The sequence below is a fragment of the Undibacterium sp. TC9W genome, assembly GCF_049339865.1.
Classification (GTDB): domain Bacteria; phylum Pseudomonadota; class Gammaproteobacteria; order Burkholderiales; family Burkholderiaceae_D; genus Undibacterium.
In genome coordinates, this window is sequence record NZ_JBMPPJ010000059.1 from 1 (window position 1) to 1,281 (window position 1,281).

The 1,281-nt window shown below is 51.8% G+C and carries 1 protein-coding gene; it reads left to right on the forward strand.

Translation table 11 applies throughout. The features are described from left to right. The first annotated feature begins 63 nt into the window (after positions 1–63). A protein-coding gene (locus ACO0LN_RS30230) for an IS3 family transposase (protein WP_422980455.1) occupies positions 64–1,241 on the forward strand; the annotation gives its coding sequence in 2 pieces (ribosomal slippage) (positions 64–316 and positions 316–1,241; 1,179 coding nt in all). Positions 1,242–1,281: the final 40 nt, after the last annotated feature.

A 1,281-nucleotide genomic window follows, 5' to 3' on the forward strand; every position in this document is an offset into this window, starting at 1 on the left:
TGAGCTTGCCCGCATAAAACGTATCCCTTACTGAGGGTTTAAAATTCAGTTAAGGAGAGAAGCATGTCACAAAACAAACGAGCACGCTATTCGCAGGAATTCAAGATTGAGGCGGTCAGGTTGGTGCGAGGTGGGCAAAGCATTGCTGCAGTCGCTCAAACACTCGGAATAGCCGATCAAACGTTACACAATTGGGTCAAAGCTGACGAGCAAGGCAAACTTGCAGTAGCGTCAACCAAGCCCGTCAGTGCTGAGCAAATGGAAATTAGCCGGCTACGAGCCGAACTGGCGCGGGTCAAGATGGAGCGAGATATCCTAAAAAAAGCTACAGCGTACTTCGCCAAGGAGTCGATGTGAAGTACGCCTGGATAATGCGCAACAAGAGTTGCTGGCCGATTTCCCTGCAATGCGAAATTCTCGGAGTAAGCCAAAGCGGCTACCACGAGCACTTCGCAAGACAGGCGACGCCACAGCAACGCAAACATCTCAGCAACGATGCGCTGCTGGTGCATATCAAGGCCATTCATGCGAAAACCAAGCAAGAATATGGATGGCCCAGGATCTGGAAAGCGTTGCGGGTACGTGGCATCCCTGTAGGTAAAGAGCGTGTGCGCAAGTTGATGCAACTGCACAGCATTAAAGCCCGCGCCAAGCGTAAATACAAAGCGACGACCGACTCTAATCACAGCTTGCCGATTGCACCAAACCTGCTCAACCGACAGTTTGCTGTCGATCAACCCAACCGCGTCTGGACCAGCGATATCACGTATATCGCTACAGATGAAGGCTGGCTATACCTGACAGCAGTGATCGACCTGTTCAGTCGTCAGGTTGTGGGCTGGTCCATGAAGCCGCATATGAAGACAGAACTGGTCAGTGATGCCTTGCGTATGGCTTGGTTCCGGCGCCGTCCGGAGGCCGGATTAATCTTCCATTCGGATCGAGGCAGCCAATATTGCAGCCATGAATTCCGGTCAGCGTTACAGGCATACGGTATGCAGTCGTCCATGAGTCGTCGTGGCAATTGTTGGGACAACTCCCCAACAGAGAGTCTGTGGGGTTCACTCAAGACAGCACGTATTCATGGCAGGCGGTTTGAAACACGTCGCGCTGCCATGGACGAGATCGTGGACTGGTTGACGTTCTATAATCATGACCGATTACATTCAACCTTGAATTACGTCAGTCCAATGCAGTTTGAAAGAAATTGGCTAGCCAGTCAGTCCCGGCAGGCAGCATAATGTGCCCGGCTAAGGGATACGTTAGTTAGGGGCAAGCTCA